Annotated in this window: 16 protein-coding genes and 1 riboswitch; of the genes, 12 read left to right on the top strand and 4 right to left on the bottom strand. The window is 58.9% G+C overall.

Going from position 1 to position 15,786, the window contains the following annotated elements; translation table 11 throughout:
* Nucleotides 1–26 precede the first annotated feature (26 nt).
* Nucleotides 27–1,364: a telomere resolvase gene (locus QE408_RS05680; protein WP_306929252.1), complete on the top strand. Its 1,338-nt coding sequence runs from the start codon at nt 27–29 to the stop codon at nt 1,362–1,364.
* Nucleotides 1,365–1,368: 4 nt separating this feature from the next.
* On the opposite strand, the gene QE408_RS05675 is transcribed toward QE408_RS05680, so the two are convergent.
* Entirely contained in the window at nt 1,369–2,031 is a 663-nt protein-coding gene (locus QE408_RS05675; protein ID WP_306929249.1) for a CHASE3 domain-containing protein, read from the bottom strand.
* A 208-nt stretch (nt 2,032–2,239) separates the two neighbouring features.
* Nucleotides 2,240–2,342, top strand: a riboswitch (TPP riboswitch).
* Nucleotides 2,343–2,413: 71 nt separating this feature from the next.
* Between QE408_RS05675 and QE408_RS05670 the strand changes: the two genes are divergently transcribed.
* Genes QE408_RS05670 through thiD form a run of 3 tightly spaced genes read left to right on the top strand, consistent with a single transcriptional unit; the run spans nt 2,414 to nt 4,594 of the window.
* On the top strand, nt 2,414–3,151 hold the full coding sequence (locus QE408_RS05670; RefSeq protein WP_306929247.1) for a hydroxyethylthiazole kinase: 738 nt from the start codon (nt 2,414–2,416) through the stop codon (nt 3,149–3,151).
* Nucleotides 3,138–3,797: a thiamine phosphate synthase gene (thiE, locus tag QE408_RS05665; RefSeq protein ID WP_306929245.1), complete on the top strand. Its 660-nt coding sequence runs from the start codon at nt 3,138–3,140 to the stop codon at nt 3,795–3,797. Before QE408_RS05670 ends, thiE begins: the two co-directional genes overlap by 14 nt.
* On the top strand, nt 3,794–4,594 hold the full coding sequence (gene thiD / locus QE408_RS05660) for a bifunctional hydroxymethylpyrimidine kinase/phosphomethylpyrimidine kinase (RefSeq protein WP_306929243.1): 801 nt from the start codon (nt 3,794–3,796) through the stop codon (nt 4,592–4,594). Before thiE ends, thiD begins: the two co-directional genes overlap by 4 nt.
* Nucleotides 4,595–4,607: 13 nt before the next feature.
* Here thiD and QE408_RS05655 read toward each other — a convergent pair whose 3' ends face one another.
* Nucleotides 4,608–5,084, bottom strand: a complete 477-nt coding sequence (locus QE408_RS05655; protein WP_306929241.1) for an Lrp/AsnC family transcriptional regulator — start codon at nt 5,082–5,084, stop codon at nt 4,608–4,610.
* A 127-nt stretch (nt 5,085–5,211) separates the two neighbouring features.
* Here QE408_RS05655 and alr point away from each other — a divergent pair, with 127 nt between their 5' ends.
* A complete protein-coding gene (gene alr, locus QE408_RS05650) occupies nt 5,212–6,378 on the top strand; it encodes an alanine racemase (RefSeq protein ID WP_306929239.1) in 1,167 nt (388 codons plus the stop codon).
* A 7-nt stretch (nt 6,379–6,385) separates the two neighbouring features.
* A complete protein-coding gene (locus QE408_RS05645; RefSeq protein ID WP_306929237.1) occupies nt 6,386–7,642 on the top strand; it encodes a D-amino acid dehydrogenase in 1,257 nt (418 codons plus the stop codon).
* A 40-nt stretch (nt 7,643–7,682) separates the two neighbouring features.
* On the opposite strand, the gene QE408_RS05640 is transcribed toward QE408_RS05645, so the two are convergent.
* The gene (locus tag QE408_RS05640; RefSeq protein WP_306929235.1) at nt 7,683–8,393 is read right to left on the bottom strand and encodes a GntR family transcriptional regulator; all 711 of its coding nucleotides are present in this window, start codon (nt 8,391–8,393) and stop codon (nt 7,683–7,685) included.
* Nucleotides 8,394–8,654: 261 nt separating this feature from the next.
* Here QE408_RS05640 and QE408_RS05635 point away from each other — a divergent pair, with 261 nt between their 5' ends.
* The 6 genes from QE408_RS05635 to QE408_RS05610 all read left to right on the top strand — a co-directional run bounded on the left by QE408_RS05635 (nt 8,655) and on the right by QE408_RS05610 (nt 14,380).
* Nucleotides 8,655–9,737: an ABC transporter ATP-binding protein gene (locus QE408_RS05635; RefSeq protein ID WP_306929234.1), complete on the top strand. Its 1,083-nt coding sequence runs from the start codon at nt 8,655–8,657 to the stop codon at nt 9,735–9,737.
* A 33-nt stretch (nt 9,738–9,770) separates the two neighbouring features.
* Nucleotides 9,771–11,060 (top strand): ABC transporter substrate-binding protein, encoded by a 1,290-nt coding sequence (locus tag QE408_RS05630; RefSeq protein WP_306929233.1) that lies wholly within the window; start codon nt 9,771–9,773, stop codon nt 11,058–11,060.
* A 235-nt stretch (nt 11,061–11,295) separates the two neighbouring features.
* On the top strand, nt 11,296–12,207 hold the full coding sequence (locus tag QE408_RS05625; protein ID WP_296039834.1) for an ABC transporter permease: 912 nt from the start codon (nt 11,296–11,298) through the stop codon (nt 12,205–12,207).
* A 2-nt stretch (nt 12,208–12,209) separates the two neighbouring features.
* A complete protein-coding gene (locus QE408_RS05620) occupies nt 12,210–13,028 on the top strand; it encodes an ABC transporter permease (RefSeq protein WP_306929230.1) in 819 nt (272 codons plus the stop codon).
* A gap of 10 nt (nt 13,029–13,038) precedes the next feature.
* Nucleotides 13,039–13,785: an aspartate/glutamate racemase family protein gene (locus QE408_RS05615; protein ID WP_306929228.1), complete on the top strand. Its 747-nt coding sequence runs from the start codon at nt 13,039–13,041 to the stop codon at nt 13,783–13,785.
* Nucleotides 13,786–13,897: 112 nt separating this feature from the next.
* Nucleotides 13,898–14,380 (top strand): BA14K family protein, encoded by a 483-nt coding sequence (locus QE408_RS05610; RefSeq protein WP_306929227.1) that lies wholly within the window; start codon nt 13,898–13,900, stop codon nt 14,378–14,380.
* A gap of 49 nt (nt 14,381–14,429) precedes the next feature.
* Here QE408_RS05610 and QE408_RS05605 read toward each other — a convergent pair whose 3' ends face one another.
* Nucleotides 14,430–15,785: a sigma-54-dependent transcriptional regulator gene (locus QE408_RS05605; protein WP_306929225.1), complete on the bottom strand. Its 1,356-nt coding sequence runs from the start codon at nt 15,783–15,785 to the stop codon at nt 14,430–14,432.
* Nucleotide 15,786 lies beyond the last annotated feature (1 nt).

The raw sequence follows: 15,786 nt of genomic DNA, 5'->3' as shown, positions 1-15,786 counted from the left end.
TCCCAAGAGAGCTTGAGGAGAAATCGATGTCCGTTGCCGAAAAAAGAAAAACAAAAACGCCTATCCTGGCCGACCGCATCGCTGAGTTCGTCGAAAAGATCAAAACAACGCGCAAGGACGATGGCACCTTCGATACGAAAGCGATCGGACGTCTTTGGGACGGCGAGGTCCGTTTTCACTTCGAGAACGGCAGAACCGCGAAAACCCTCGAGCTCTACATCGTCAAGTACCGCTATGCGCTGAAAGACGCGTTCGGGCCAAAAACCACACCGCTTGCCATCTGCAACATGAAGAAGCTGCGCGAGCGTCTCGACACCTACATTGCGCGCGGCGATTACCCGCAAAGCGGGGTCGCGATGTCGATTGTAGAGAAGATCGAAAGGGCAGAGCACAACACGGCCGGACGAAAGCCGCGCTTCCTGCTGCGCGTTTCGGACTTCATTTCCGCCATCAATGGGGTCAGCACCAAGGAAGAGATGCAGGCGCTGTGGGACCGGGAAATGGACGCCATGACCGGCAGAACACAGGCAACGATCATTTCCTATATTACCAAATATCGCAACGCCATCCGCGAAGCATTTGGCGAGCAGCACCCCATGCTGCGCATCGCCGCTGGCACGCCGCAGCTTTACGATGAGGCGCGCAAGGCCAAGATGGCGAAAATTGCGCTCAAGCACGGCTCACTCATCACCTTCGAACATTATTCCGAGGTGATGCGGAGATGCCGGCGCTTCCTTCACTCCGAGGACCCTTTGACGATCGGCATCGGCCTGATCGGAACCACAGGGCGACGCCCCTTCGAAGTCTTCACCCAGGCCGAGTTCACGCCAGCGCCTTACGGCAATGGCGTCTCCAAATGGAGCGTGATGTTCAACGGCCAGGCGAAGACGAAACAGGGCGAAGGGACCAAATACGGCATCACCTATGAAATTCCTGTGCTGGAGCAGGCAAAGATCGTGCTTGATGCCTATCGGCGTTTGAGAGACAGCAGCGACGGCAAACTATGGTTCGGGATGAATGTGGACGACTTCTCATCGGATGCAAGGTTGCCGCTGCGCGATGCGATGATGGCGAAATTCGAGGACATCTGGCCGAAGGAAGAGCCGCCAAAGCCCTATGGCCTGCGCCACCTCTACGCCGAGATCGCCTATCGCAACTTCGCGCCTGCCAACGTGACGAAGAACAGCTATTTCGCCGCCATCCTCGGCCATAACAACAACGATCTTGAAACATCGCTGTCCTACATGACCTATGCTTTTCCAGAGGACGAGCAGGAATCGCGGGCCCGCGCAGAGCGCGTGGCAGACCGCACCATCCGCCAGATGATCACCGTCAATCAGATTCCAGGAATTGCGGGCGAATAGACCATCAGGTTCTTCTATAGCGTCGCGCCAGATACATCTCCACAACAGCGCGTGTTAGAAAAGATGCCAGGCCAACAATGATCGCAACCACCCGAATGCGAAATTCGTCGGCCTCGACTTCCGCGTGGCGTGTGTCCAGCAGGGTGTGCTCTGCAACCGTGATCTCGCCGATGATCTCTCGGATCCGATCCATCGTCCCGACAGCCATATAGCCGATCTCATTCTGTCGGGCGGCATCCGCACCGACATCGTCGTAGAGCGATATCGATTGCTTCAGCTCTTCGAGCTTCTTCTCGATCAGTTGGTCCAGCGTTTTGACCCGCACTACCTGGCCGGAATTGTCCGAAATCCGGGTCATCAACTCGTTCTGAAGCAAATGAAGGCGCTCCATCGCCTTTTCATAAGGGGCGAGATAGCGCTTGTCGCCACTGACGAGGTAGCCTCTCTGCCCGGTTTCGGCATCGTCAAGCGCGATCAAAACATCCTTGGTCGTGTCGATTGCCTCATAGGTATGCACCACCATGTCGTAGTGGTCGCTCAACAGATCGTGGGTCCAGCTCGTGGCAAGAATTCCGGCCGCGACGACGACGCCAACGGGGATCGACCGCAACAAAGTCGGGAAAGTCAGATATTTCTGACGCAACGACGTCCAAGACCAGTCAGACATGTTCACGGCCGTCCAAGCAATCACAATTCAAGGTCTCACATCCCGCTGATGCCACGCTGTCGACGAATGGCAGAGTATTATGCCAGTTGGTTCAACGCGACAACAATTGCGAAGTTCAAGACGGCGTCTCATGAATTTCACGCAAGCCCGTTAGGACGAGCGGAAGTTCAATAACCTTGACACGGCAGAGCTTTTCTCTTTTAGCTTCATGCATTCCGAGGGGAGCATCGAACGATGCTGAGATGGCGGTGAGCCGGACCCTTGAACCTGATCCGGTTAATACCGGCGTAGGAACGGAACGGTCGCCGTCAGGCAGAGCTTTCTCTTCCATGCGCCATGCTTACCCGGATTCGCAAATGGCGTGTCTGGAGATCAATGGCCCATGGTAAGCTTTCCCACCGCGAATAAAGCAGCAGAACTTTTGGGCCTCGTGCGCGAGCGGCGACCGCGTGTCCACTGCCTGATGAATACGGTGGTGCAGAAATTCACTGCCGACGGCATTACCGCAATCGGCGGCATCCCTTCCATGACATCGTCCGAAGAGGAAATCGAAAGCTTCGTGACAAAGACCGATGCGCTGACCATCAATCTTGGAACGCTGGACGAAGCGCGCCGCAAGGTCATCCGCATTGCCGTCACGATCGCCAATCACCAGGGCAAACCCTGGATCGTCGATCCGGTGCATTGCGACTACTCCCCTTCGCGCCTGGATTTCGCCCATGAATTGAGCCGCCTGCACCCCTCGATCGTGCGCGGGAACGCAGCAGAAATGGCGGTGATCGGGGACGTCGGTGGCGCATTGCGCATTCAGACGGGAGCCGTCGATCGCTTAAGAGATGCCGACCGCAAGGTTCGGATCGTTAACGGTGACGCCTTGATGGCGAAGGTGACAGGAACCGGCTGCCTTTCCGGCGGCGTCATCGCGGCCTTCATGGCTGTCGAGCCGGATGTGATGCTGGCAGCAGCATCGGCGCTGGCCGTCACCGGCGTTTCGGCAGAGATCGCCGCCAGACATGCCAGCGGACCGGGATCCTTCGAGGCCGCCTTTCTGGATGCGCTCTTCAATCTGAAGAGCGGAGACATTCTCTCTCATGCGAGGATCGAACATGACGAAGATTGATTACCGGCTGAATGCCATTGTCGATGCCTCTCTGACAGATGTCGCGACACTTCCCCAGCTTGCAGCTCTGGCAGCGCATAACGGTGCGACGATCATCCAGTATCGCGACAAGACCGCCTCCACGCGCCAGATGATCGAACAAACAAGAGCCATGGTCGCTGCGCTAAGAGACACGGGCGTGCCGCTGGTGATCAACGACCGGCTGAATGTCGCCATGGCGACCGGCGCGGATGGCGTACATCTCGGGGCAGACGATATGGATGCCGACACGGCAAGACGGCTTCTCGGCCCGGATGCGATCATCGGGTTGACGGTGAAATCAATGGATGACGCACGGCGCGTGGCGCAAGCGCCCGCCGATTATGCCTGCATTGGCGGCGTGTTCGAGACCACGTCCAAGGTCAATCCGGATACGCCTGTCGGGCTTGCGGGGCTGAAGCAATTCAGGACATATCTGCGTCACGAGCGCCCAGACCTGCCAGTTGGCGCTATTGCCGGTATCACGCTGGAGCGCGTTCCAGACGTGATCACGGCCGGTGCCGATGGGGTAGCGGTGATTTCCGCTTTGTTTCGTGCGGGCGATATCGCAGCGACGGCTAAGGCGTTTCGCAGTGCTGTGGATGACGCGATGGGAGTACGCCCATGACCGCGATTGCTTTGACCATTGCTGGCTCCGATAGCGGCGGCGGGGCCGGTATCCAGGCCGATCTCAAGACATTCTCCGCGCTTGGCGTCTATGGTGCGAGCGTCATTACCGCCATCACCGCACAGAACACAAAGGGCGTGACCGCAGTTGAAGATATCTCCGCGGCAATCATTGCTGCGCAGATGGATGCGGTGTTTTCCGACCTCGATATCAAGGCGATCAAGATCGGCATGGTCTCGCGCACCGACACGATACGAACGATCGCCGAAAGACTGCGCGGCCAGCCGCAACCGGTCGTCCTTGACCCGGTGATGGTGGCGACGTCTGGTGACAGGCTGCTTCAAGAAGAGGCAATCGAAACCCTTCGAAGTGAACTGCTGCCGCAGGCAACGCTCGCCACGCCGAACCTCCCCGAAGCGGCGCTACTGACCGGGACCGGCATCGCCACGGAGCGTGCCGCGATGCTGAAACAGGCGGAGATGATCCTTGCGCTTGGTGCGAGGGCTGTGCTGATCAAGGGCGGCCACGGCACCGGATCAGAGAGCGTCGATCTTCTTGTGGACGGCGAGAGGCCCCAAGAATTTTCCATGCCGCGCATCGAGACAAAGAACGACCATGGCACCGGCTGCACGCTTGCGGCGGCAATCGCCGCCCATCTGGCGCTTGGCCTGCCGCTGACGGATGCCGTCGGCCTTTCCAAAGATTATCTCCAGGGTGCACTGGCCGCGGGCCGCGACCTGAAGGTCGGGCACGGGCACGGGCCGGTGCACCATTTTTACCGCTGGTGGGCGCTCTGACGGACCTGCCCGATCAAGATTTGCGCTCCGTCGCTCGAGGCTTGGGGGCGGCGAGCGCATTGCGGATGGCGAAGCTGGAATGGATGCGCGACACGCCCGGCAGCTTGGAGAGAATATCTTTGTGCACCCGCTCGAAATCGCCCGCCGTTTCCACCTCGACGCGGAGAAAATAATCCGAGCCTCCGGTCATGAGATAGCATTCTCGTACCTCCGGATAACGCCGCACGGCATTTTCGAAGCGATTGAGAAAATCCTCCGTCTGCCGGTCGAGCGTGATCTGGACGATAACCGAGATCACCTCTCCGCCCGCAGCGCTTCCGGTGATCGCCGTGTAGCCGCGAATAACGCCTTCCCGCTCCAGAATATCCACGCGCCGCAGACAGGCGGAAGGCGAAAGCCCGACTTCAGCAGCAAGCTTGGCATTGCTGATGCGGGCATTCAGCCGCAGCAGCCGGATTATATGGCGATCGGTCGCGTCGAGCGAAGACATGAGTTCATTCCGAATGATCGCATAAAATTGCGATAGTGAAGATATTATCGAATAATATTCGACTGAGACTGCTTAAATTCAAGGATCATTGCAATACCTTGTTGTGATAAAAACAAAGGGAACGACAATGGACATGACCATCCAGCAGCAGAAAGCTCAAGGTGGCGCGAGCGGCTATTTGAGCATCGATCTTGCAGCCCTTCGCGACAACTATCTCATGCTCGCCGCCAAGGCACCGCAGGCGGTGACGAGCGCCGTGGTGAAGGCAGATGCCTATGGTCTCGGTGCAGATATTGTCGCTCCCGTCCTTTATGATGCGGGATGCAGGCACTTCTTCGTCGCTCATATCGATGAGGCGCTGGCTCTTCGCCTGCACATCGCTCCCGATGCGAAAATCTTCGTTCTCAACGGTCTCCAGCCCGGCAACGAAACCTCCTGCTCAGCGCTGAACATCGTTCCGGTTCTCAACTCGCTGGAGCAGATTGCCCAATGGTCGGCACAAGCCTCCGTTCTCGGCAAGACTCTGCCTGCTGCCCTGCAAATCGACACCGGCATGTCGCGGCTCGGCTTGGCGCCTTACGAGGTGGAAGCGCTGCTGGCAGCACCGGCCATGCTCAAAGGCATCGATCTTGCCTGCATCATGAGCCATCTCGCCTGTGCCGACGAGCCTGATCATCAGGCCAACGCGCTACAGCTTACTGTCATGCGCAAGACCACCGAGCAATTTCCCGGCGTGCCAGTCTGCTTTGCCAATTCCGGCGGCATCTTTCTTGGCACGGATTATCACAATGCGCTGATGCGGCCGGGCATAGCACTTTATGGTGGAGCGCCTTCGGCTGCCCTTCCCAATCCGATGAAGCCGGTCGTCAGCCTGAGCGTTGCCGTGGTTCAGACCCGTACAGTGCCTGCTGAAAGCTTCGTCGGCTATGGCGCCTCGCTGCGCACCACCGCAGAAACCCGTCTGGCAACGATTGCCGCGGGCTACGCGGATGGCCTGCCGCGCTCTCTGAGCAGCCGAGGTGCCGCTTATTTCAACGGCGTTCGGCTTCCCATTGCCGGGCGCGTGTCGATGGACAGCATCACGCTCGACATTTCCGCCCTTCCCGAAGGCACGCTGACCCATGGAAGCGTCGTTGAAATCATCGGCCCGAACCAGACGCTCGAGGCGATTGCCGAGGATGCAGGCACGATCGCCTATGAAATCCTGACGCGGCTCGGCCAGCGCTATCGTCGCGCCTACCTCTATCCGGAAAAGCAGGCCGCCGCCTCTTCCACCATCGCTCGAAACCTGTGAGGCCAGCATGAACATCACCATTCTTGGAGCCGGCGTCATTGGCGTTACCTCAGCCTGGTATCTGGCCAAGGCCGGACATTCCGTCACCGTCATCGACCGCCAGCCCGCAGCGGCGCTGGAAACAAGCTTTGCCAATGCCGGCGAAGTCTCGCCCGGCTATTCTTCTCCCTGGGCCGCACCCGGCATTCCGATGAAGGCGCTGAAGTGGCTCTTCATGGAGCACGCGCCTCTGATCATTCGCCCCACCGCCGATCCTGCCGCCTGGCGCTGGATGATCCAGATGCTGAGCAACTGCACGGCCGCGCGCTACAACGTCAATAAGAGCCGCATGGTGCGCGTGGCCGAATATAGCCGCGACTGCCTGATGGCGCTTCGTGACGAGACCGGCATTCAGTATGATCAACGCATGCAGGGTACGCTGGAAGTCTTCCGCACCCAGAAGCAGTTCGACGGCATCGGCAAGGACGTGGAGGTTCTCAAAGCCGGTGGCGTGCCTTACGAAATCCTCGATCGTGACGCCTGCGCTGTAGCAGAACCGGGTCTTTCCTCCTCTCGCGAGAAAATCGTCGGTGGCCTTCGCCTACCGGGCGATGAGACAGGCGATTGCTTCATGTTCACCTCGGAGCTTGCGAAACTGGCCGAGCAGGCAGGGGTTAAATTCATCTACGACACCGGCATCATGCGCCCTATCGTCGAAGGCAGCCGCGTCAAGGCCGTCGAGACGAGCAAGGGCCTGGTCGAAGCGGATGTCTTTATCGGCGCACTCGGCAGTTACACGCCGCATTTCCTCAAGCATCTCGGTCTTGACCTGCCGGTTTACCCGGTCAAGGGCTACTCGATCACTGTGCCGATCGTCGATGCCGCCAAGGCGCCGATCTCCACGGTCATGGATGAGGCGCACAAGGTGGCGATTACTCGCCTTGGCGACCGCATCCGCGTGGGCGGCATGGCGGAAATTGCCGGCTTCAACAAGGATCTGCCCGCCAAGCGTCAGGCGACCTTGAGGCATTCGGTGGAAGACCTGTTCGGTGGAGCTGGCGATCAATCGCAGGCAAAGTTCTGGTGCGGCCTGCGCCCGATGACGCCGGATGGCACACCGGTGATCGGTGCAACACGCTACGCCAACCTCTACCTGAACACCGGCCACGGGACGCTTGGCTGGACCATGGCCTGCGGCTCGGCGCGTGTCCTGGCGGATCTGGTTTCTGGCAACAAGCCGGAGATCGAAACCGCCGACCTCGCAATCAGCCGCTACGCGGCATAATGTAACAATAGCCGTGCGGCACTTGCGCGCACGGTTGTTGTTACAGCGCCAGCGCTTCCTTCAGCGCCAGGCCTTCCTTCACGCGAAGGTCGAGATCAGCCTCGATGTGATCGATGTGATGCATCATCAGATGATTGGCCTTTTCGACATCGCGGGCCTCCAGCGCATCGAGAATGGCAGAATGATCGCCGTGGCCGCAGCTTGAAATGCCGGATCGTCCATAAAGCGCGATAACGAGGGACGAGCGGGCGACAAGCTCCCCCATGAATTTTTCCAGAATAGCGTTGCCCGCAAGCGATGCCAGCAGCAGATGAAAATCGCCGGAGGCCTTGATCTCCGCTCTGCGAGCAGAAGGCCCACGCTCATGCTGGTGTCGCGTCTCCTCTTTGAGATGCGCGCGCAGGCTGGCAATGCCTTCCGGCGTGATCCGTTCAACCGCGGCGGCAACGATGCCCTGTTCTATCAGGCGACGAGAGGCAAAGACCTGGCGTGCTTCATCTGGCGATGGATTGGAGACAAAGGCCCCTCTGTTTCGTTCCGCCTTGACCAGCCCTTCGAAGGCCAGCATCTGCAACGCGGCCCGCACAACGGTGCGGCTGACATCGAAAAGGGCGCCAACCTCCGCTTCGGAAAGTTTTGTGCCGGGCGTCAGGCGTCTATCGGCAATCGCATCCCGCAAGGTATCGCGGATCGCCTGCGCGCGATCCTCTGGCGCGTTGTCCATATCGGGTTCGAGTTGCGACAGTGCCATTGCTTTTTCCAGATTTTCTTTCTTACTATCGCGAAAGCTGCGGACTGCAAACATCTAACCGCGCTTCGTCTTCGATAAAATTGCATACAATGTCGCGCCCTATTGAAAACAATAGCTGCTTTTTTGTGCATGCAAAGCGACGGCACTGAACAAAGCTGCGCCACCCAAAATAAAAACGTTTTCCTTTCAATCGCTTAAGCGAAGCTCCCCGAAACTGGCACGGCATATGCAAGTTCGTTTGCAACAAGCAGGGGAAAATGCATGAGCAAAGCTGCCGAGATAGACATCGCCTCCGTTACCAAAGTCTATGGAAGCACCACCGCCGTTCACGCCATCAGTCTGAAAATACCGGCTGGCAGCTACTGCTGCCTGCTGGGCCCTTCCGGCTGCGGCAAGACCTCGACGCTGCGCATGATTGCGGGACACGAAACCATCTCCAGCGGCGACGTGCGGTTGGGCAATACGGTCGTCACCGACCTGCCGCCGGCCCGTCGCGGCACGGCGATGATGTTTCAGTCCTACGCACTCTTCCCCCATCTCGATCTGATCGACAACGTCGCCTTCAGCCTGAAGATGAAGGGTGTGGAGAAAGAAGCGCGCCGTGCCAAAGCGTTGGAGATGCTGAAGCTGATGCAGCTTGAGCCCTATGCCAACCGCCGTCCTGCACAGCTGTCCGGTGGCCAGCAGCAGCGCGTTGCCCTTGCCCGCGCGCTCATCACCGACCCCGAAGCGCTGCTTTTGGACGAGCCGCTCTCGGCGCTCGACCCGTTCCTCAAGATCCGTATGCGCGGCGAACTGAAGAAGCTCCAGACGTCGCTTGGCATTACCTTCGTCCACGTGACCCACAGCCAGGAAGAGGCTATGGCGCTGGCCGATATCATTGTTGTCATGAATGACGGTCGCATCGAGCAGGCAGCCGCTCCGCGTGAGGTGTTCGAGCGCCCTGCGACAGCCTTCGTCGCCCGCTTCATGGGCGATCACAATGTCATCTCCGGGCGGCTGAAATCCGTCGATGGCGATGTCGTGACGCTGGAAGTGGCAGGTGGCGGCACCTTCAAGGCCAGTGGCAAGGTCCCGCCCGACGAAAACGTCGATATTGCCGTGCGCACGGACCGCGTGCGGATCGGCGAAGGGGAGGAAGGCCTTGGTTTTACTGGCATCGTTTCCAACGTCGAATATCGCGGCGCCAGCGTGAAGCTCGTTGTCACGGGTGCCGGCATCGACGAATTCAACGTGATTTTGACCGATGCGGTCTTCTTCGAAAATCCGATCAAGGTTGGCGATGCCATACCTCTTTCCTGGAATGCGGCCGATGCCATCGTGCTCGGACGGGTAGAGCAATGACCTCAACAAAAATAGCCAGAGGAGAACTTTAAAATGACCGACACGACCAAGACGAAAAAGGGTCTGACCCGACGCGGTCTCCTGAAGGCGGGCGCTGCCGCCACGGGTGCTGCCGTAGGCTCCGGCCTGATCACCGGCTTCCCCACCATTTGGGCGCAAAACCCGATCACGCTTCGCCAGTTCGGCACGGGCGTTTCCAACATCAATGCGATTGCCGAAAAGTGCAAGGCAGACCTCGGCATCACGCTTGAAATGACGGCAACGGATTCCGACGCGGCTGCACAGCGCGCCGTAACCCAGCCGAACTCCTACGACATCGCGGACATCGAATACTGGATCCTGAAAAAGGTCTATCCGGCCGGCGTGATCCAGCCGATGGAAATCAAGAAGCTGAAATATTACGACAAGATCGTGCCGCTGTTCAAAACCGGCAAGCTGAAGCCGGACAGCGTGATCGCGCAGGGTACCGCGCCTCATACGGTCGGCTATGTGGAAAAGCCTGGCGACAAGACCTTCGCAAAGGGTGAAACGGACTATTTCACCATGGTTCCGACCATCTACAATGCCGACACGCTCGGCATCCGTCCTGATCTTGTCGGTCGTGAAATCACCACCTGGGCCGATATCATGGACCCGAAGTTCAAGGGCAAGACCTCCATCCTGAACATTCCGTCCATCGGCATCATGGATGCGGCAATGATCATGGAAGCCATGGGCAACATCAAGTACGCCGACAAGGGCAACATGACCAAGGCGGAAATCGACAAGACCATCGACTTCCTCATCAAGGCCAAGAAGGACGGCCAGTTCCGCGCCTTCTGGAAGAGCTTCGACGAGAGCGTCAACCTCATGGCCTCCGGCGAAGTCGTCATTCAGTCCATGTGGTCGCCGGCGGTTGCCGCCGTTCGCTCCAAGGGCATCGCCTGCAAATACCAGCCGCTGAAGGAAGGCTATCGTTCATGGGGTGGCGGCCTTGGCCTTGCCAAGCACCTGAGCGGCGCAAAGCTCGACGCGGCCTATGAATATATCAACTGGTACACATCCGGCTGGGTCGGTGCTTACCTCAACCGTCAGGGCTACTACTCCGCCGCTATGGAAACGGCGAAGAACTACATGACCGCCGACGAGTGGGGTTACTGGGTGGAAGGTAAGCCTGCCCAGGGCGACATCATCGCTCCAGACGGCAAGGTCATGGAAAAGGCAGGCGCTGTGCGCGATGGCGGCTCCTTCGAAGAGCGCATGGGCAAGGTCGCCTGCTGGAACTCCGTCATGGACGAAGACCGCTACATGGTCCGCCGCTGGAATGAGTTCATCGCCGCTTGATGATGAGAGGAGACCGGCGGTTACTTGTCGCCGGTCTTCGCTTGCTGGCACCCTCGGCGCTTGCTTTTCGTCATCCTCGGGCCTGACCCGAGGATCAACGGCTTACGCATGATCGGATTACCCTCGGGTTTGATCAGGGGCGGACCATACCGACGGAGAGACTTTATCCTTCGTCATCGCACGAAAACCGGCAACTTAACGCTGCCGGTCACGACAACAATAAAGGGCACCATGAATGGCGACGGTCAGATTTATAGGCGTTGGCGAGAAGAAAGAAAAAGCGGGTAAGCCCTTTACCCTGCCGCAAACCGTTGTCGCCTATCTTCAGGCAGCACCTTTGGCGCTGATCCTCGGCTTCTTCCTTCTTCTGCCCATCCTGATGATCGTCGTGGTCAGCTTCTGGGATTATGACTTCGCCCAGATGTATCCGGACTTCGTTACCTTCAACTATACCGAAACGCTCGGGTCCTGGGTGACATGGCAGACCTATCTCAACACGTTGAAATACGCCTTCATCGTCTGGGCGATTACGCTGTTTCTCGGCTTCTGGGTGGCCTATTTCCTGGCATTCCATATTCGCACCACCACGATGCAGATGGTGCTCTTCCTTATCTGCACAGTGCCCTTCCTGACCTCGAACATCATCCGCATGATTTCCTGGATTCCGGTGCTCGGCCGCAACGGGCTGGTGAATAGCGCGCTGGTCAATATGGGCATCATTCCCGCACCGATCGAATGGCTGCTCTATTCCGACTTTGCCGTGGTGCTCGCGATGGTGCATCTCTATACGCTCTTCATGGTGACGCCGATCTTCAACACGCTGATGCGCATCGACAAGTCTCTGGTGGAGGCGGCGCGCGATGCCGGCGCGTCCAGCTGGCAGGTCCTGTGGAACGTCATCATTCCGCTGGCGAAGCCCGGCATGGCGATCGGTACCATCTTCGTGGTGACGCTGGTCATGGCCGACTTTTCCACCGTGCAGGTCATGTCGGGCGGACAGAGCGCTTCGGTTGCCCTGATGATGAAGAACCAGATGTCGCTCCTGCAATATCCGGCCGCTGCGGCAAATGCCGTCGTTCTTCTCGCCCTCGTTCTCCTGATGGTCGCAGGCATTCTGCGGGTCGTCGATATCCGTAAGGAGCTCTGATCATGCACTCGGAAAAACGCGGTCGCGAATTCTACATCCTCGCCATCTTCTTTGCGCTCTTCGTGCTGTTTCTCTACGGCCCGCTCTCGGCCATCCTGATCCTCGCCTTCCAGGGACCGAATGGCGGCCTGACCTTTCCGCTGAACGGCGTCTCGCTCCACTGGTTCGCCAACCTTTTCGAACAGCAGGCCGTCGGCGATTTTGGCGGTTCCTTCCGCCGCTCCTTCATGCTGGGCCTGATGGTGATGATCGTGACGGTTCTCGTCTCGCTTCTGGCGGGTCTTGCGTTCCGCCGCAAATTCATCGGCGCCACGCCGCTTTTCTATCTCTCGGTCGCAAGCCTTGTTGTGCCATCCATCATCATTTCGCTCGGCATCGGCGTGCTCTTTCAACAGCTCGGCCTCGAACCCGCGTGGAACACCTCCGCCTTCGGCGCACATCTGACCTGGACCCTTCCCTTCGGCGTTCTCATCATGTTTGCGGTCTTCAACCGCTTCTCGCCCTCCTATGAGGAGGCGGCGCGGGATCTGGGCGCGAGCTCCTGGCAAACCTTCAGCAATGTCGTCCTGCCGATGATCGCGCCAAGCCTGATTGGCGTCGGCCTGTTCGGCTTCACGCTTTCCTACGACGAATTCGCCAGAACCCTGATGACGTCCGGCACCTACAATACGCTGCCGCTTGAGATCTACGGCATGACGACGAACGTGACCACGCCGGTGCTCTACGCCCTTGGTGCTGTCACCACCTTCTTCTCTCTCATCGTCATCGGCGCAACGCTCGGCATCATTGTCGCCATGAATCGCCGCCGCTCGAAAGGCTGAACTGCAGATCATGCGCATTCTCGTCGTCAATCCCAATACCACCCAGTCGATGACCCGCACGATCGAGGCTGCGGCCAAGGCCGTCGCTTCCGCCTCGACGGAGGTTGTCGCCGTTACGTCGTCTATGGGACCGGTCTCGATCGAGGGTTATTACGACGAGGTCTTCGCCATACCTGGGCTTCTGTTGGAGATCGCCAAGGCGGAGAAGAATGGCGCGCAAGCAGCGGTGATTGCCTGCTTCGACGATACGGGGCTCGATGCAGCACGCGCACTTGCAACCATCCCGGTCATCGGCATCTGCGAGGCGGCTGTTGCGACCGCGGCTTTCATCGCGCAGCGCTTCACGGTCGTCACCACCATGGAACGCTCACGGCTGCCGCTCGAACATCTCGTGCATCGCTACGGCATGGCTGCGCGAGCAAAGGTGCGGGCGGCTGACATTCCGGTTCTCTCGCTGGAGGATCCGGCTTCGGACGCCTTGCCCCGGCTACGTGCCCAGATCGCCGCGGCCCTTGACGAAGACAAGGCGGAGGCCATCGTTCTTGGCTGCGCAGGCATGGCGGATCTTGCAGCAGAGCTTTCACACGACTTTGGCGTTCCGGTCATCGATGGCGTGTCGGCGGCGGTCAAACATGCCGAGACCCTGATCTCGCTCGGGCTTACCACGGCAAAGCGCGGTGCCTATGCGACCCCGGTTCACAAGCCTTATCTTGGATTGATGGAAGCGTTTTCGCCTGCGCACATAGCGGCAGGCTGAGCGTCCCGGTCCTGCCATAATTCATTCAGCGCCCGTTCAGCCTGAAGAATCTATTTTCTTAACCATCGGATAACACCTGGCGGGCAACTGCCGTTTAGATGGAAAATGGAACATGGCTTCGATTGCAGCTAAATCTCTTCTGGCTCTTGCGGTCTCTGCAACCGTCCTGGCACCCTTGAACACGGCATCGGCCGGCGACTGGCGACACAGAAACCGCGACGCAGCCATCATTGGTGGTGTTCTCGGTCTCGCTGCCGGTGTTGCTGTCGGTTCTGCCCTGTCGCAGCCGCGTTATGAGGAAGAGCCGGTCTATGCCGAGCCGCCTCCGGTGCGCCGCTACCAAACCTATCAGCCAAGCTACACCTATGACGATCCGGACTATCGCGAGTATCGTCCCGCACCACGCCCGGTCTATCGCGCCCAGCCGGTTTACGAGGCCCGCCCCGTTTACCAGCAGCGTCAGGTTTACCGCACGATCGAGCCGTGGTCCCAGACCTGGTATAACTATTGCTCGCAGCGTTACCGCAGCTTCAATCCAAACAGCGGTACCTACATCGGCAATGACGGCAACAGCCATTTCTGCGTAGCAGGCTAACCGCGACCGCCTCGATTTCAAAGATTTGAACCGCTCGGAATACCCTCACTCACTTGGGGACGTAATCCGAGCGGTTAATGTTATGACGCTGCAACTTATCGTAAAATGTCTTGCGCGCGATTCCGAGCGCGGCGATGGTTTCGGCAACATCGCCCTGATGCTTTTCCAGTGTCTCGCGAATGATGTCCGCCTCTTGCCGATCCATGCGCTCCGAAAGCGTACCGGATCCACTCACCGTCGCGGCAGGGCTGGGTATTTGCGGCTGTCCACTTTCCAGCCCCAGCACCACACGCTCGGCGAAATGCCCGAGTTCACGCACATTGCCTGGCCAGTCATGCTCGTTCAAATAGCGAGAAATCGATGCTCCGATCTGCGGGACCGGCATGCCAAAGCGGCTTGAGGCCTTGCTGACGAAGTGGGAGAAGAGCAGCGGGATATCTGCCCGGCGCTCCCGCAGCGGCGGGATGGAGAGCGTCACCACATTCAAGCGGTAATAGAGATCCTCGCGAAAATCCTTGCGCTGCTCGGGATCCCCGAGATCTACCTTGGCCGCCGCCACCACACGAATATCGACGGACCGCTCCTCGTTGGAGCCGACCGGGGAAACCTCACGCATTTCCAGCACACGTAGCATCTTCACCTGAAGAGCAGGCGGCATGCTTTCGATCTCGTCCAGAAACAGCGTGCCGCCGCTGGAATATTCGATGCGGCCGATGCGCTTCTTCTGCGCCCCGGTAAAAGCGCCAGCCTCATGGCCGAAGAGTTCGCTTTCAATCACGGTCTCCGGCAAGGCGCCGCAATTCAACGCCACGAAGTTTCCGTGGCTGCGCTTCTTGCTCCAGCGGTGAAGAGCTGTCGCCACCACCTCCTTGCCACTGCCTGTCTCTCCCGCCACCAGCACATCCACATCCGTATCGGCAATATGGCGCAGCGTATTGCGCAAGCGCTCCATCGCAGGCGTCTGACCAAGCAAAGGCATGTCATCGATCGACTGCTCCGCCGCCTGCTTCAGTGCGCGGTTCTCCATCACCAACCGACGCTTTTCCAATGCGCGGCGAACGCTTTCCACCATGCGCTCGGCAGGAAAGGGTTTGGCGATAAAATCATAGGCACCATTCTGAAGCGCGCTGACGGCCATCGGCACATCGCCATGACCAGTGATCAGGATAACAGGCAGGTCCGCGTCGATCTTTCGGACGTGCTCGAAAAACTGCAGACCATCCATGCCGGGCATGCGCACATCGGTGACGATCACGCCATCGAAATTTTCTTCCAGAGCGTCGAGAGCCAGCTCCGCCTTGGGGAAAGGCATCACCGTCATGCCTTCGAGTTCCAGCGTCTGCCGCATCGCCTTGCGAAGCTGCGAGTCATCATCAACCAGATAGACCGTTCCCATTCCCGTCATG

Source organism: Agrobacterium larrymoorei (assembly GCF_030819275.1).
Taxonomy (GTDB): Bacteria; Pseudomonadota; Alphaproteobacteria; order Rhizobiales; family Rhizobiaceae; genus Agrobacterium; species Agrobacterium larrymoorei_B.
Note: the sequence above shows the minus strand (reverse complement) of the source record. Positions and strands in the feature narration are given on the sequence as shown.